This is a genomic window from Hymenobacter defluvii, assembly GCF_017589435.1.
Classification (GTDB): Bacteria; Bacteroidota; Bacteroidia; order Cytophagales; family Hymenobacteraceae; genus Hymenobacter; species Hymenobacter profundi.
On sequence record NZ_JAGETX010000081.1, the window covers coordinates 1 to 1,038 of the forward strand.

The following is a 1,038-nucleotide window of genomic DNA, read 5'->3' on the forward strand; positions in this document are numbered from 1 at the left end:
CCGTATGGGTTTGATTAACGATGTGACCAAGGTGATTTCCAACAGCTTGAAAGTAAACATGCGCTCCATTACCGTTGATAGCAACGACGGAATGTTCGAGGGGCAGATCATGGTGTTTGTGAATGACACAGATCACCTCAACAAGATGATTCAGCGCCTGAGTAAAGTACGGGGCGTACTAGGCGTCGAACGGTTTGATACAGTTCGCTGAAAAGCGCATAAAAGCATAAATAAAAATCGAAAGTCTAAAAAGGTATAAAAGAAGTAGGGTTAAGTTGAGAAGTGGATGACGAATAGAATGTTGAAGTCATGTCATAATTATCAATTCAACCTACCTTCCTAAGAGGGCCATTCAATGCTTGACAAAGAAAAATTTGAGGAAGTGAAGAAAATCTTCACCGCCTACCTTGAAAATAAAGGATTGCGCAAAACGTCGGAGCGTTATGCCATTTTAGAGGAAATTTACTCCCGCACAGGTCACTTTGATGTGGAAGAATTGTTCGCGGGTATGAAGACAAGAGGACTGCAAGTAAGCCGCGCTACCGTCTATAACACACTGGATTTGTTGGTGGAACACGGTTTGGTGAGTAAGCATCAGTTTGGCCGCAACTTGGCGCAGTATGAGAAGTCCTACGGCTACCGCCAGCACGACCACGTCATCTGCACAGAGTGCCACAAAGTAGTCGAGTTCTGCGACCCACGTATTCACGGTATCCAGACAATGGTCGGTGAACTTTTGAATTTCCATATCTTGCACCACTCCTTGAACCTCTATGGGGTGTGCGGCGACTGCCGTGCAAAAGCCGCAGCCCACTCTTCAGCCGAATGAATAGTAGCTCTGCCGTCGAAGATGGCATTTTGTACCTGCGCCTCTCCGGCGACCTGCTTGGGAGTCCCGATTCCCAGCAAATCCTGCAAATCGTCAACGGATACTTGGGGGAAGCTATCCGCTTCTGTGCCATCGACCTGTCCGCCGTGCGTTTCATCAATAGCACCGGCATCGGTGTGCTGGTATCCGTTTTGACCAAATTTCGCAAT

The 1,038-nt window shown here is 47.5% G+C and carries 3 protein-coding genes; all 3 read left to right on the plus strand.

Annotated elements, in window-relative coordinates:
* The coding region (locus J4D97_RS23005) for an ACT domain-containing protein (RefSeq protein ID WP_208309629.1) at positions 1-211 on the plus strand (211 nt) is incomplete at its 5' end.
* A gap of 144 nt (positions 212-355) precedes the next feature.
* Positions 356-829, plus strand: coding sequence for a Fur family transcriptional regulator (locus J4D97_RS23010; protein WP_185280762.1), 474 nt, complete (start codon positions 356-358; stop codon positions 827-829).
* Positions 826-1,038: STAS domain-containing protein (locus J4D97_RS23015; protein WP_208309630.1), on the plus strand; the 213-nt coding region annotated here is incomplete at its 3' end. The genes J4D97_RS23010 and J4D97_RS23015, both read left to right, overlap by 4 nt.

Excerpts from the sequence above, each read along its gene's own strand:
- J4D97_RS23010 (WP_185280762.1), top strand. The coding sequence starts at position 356 with ATGCTTGACAAAGAAAAATTTGAGGAAGTGAAGAAAATCTTCACCGCC.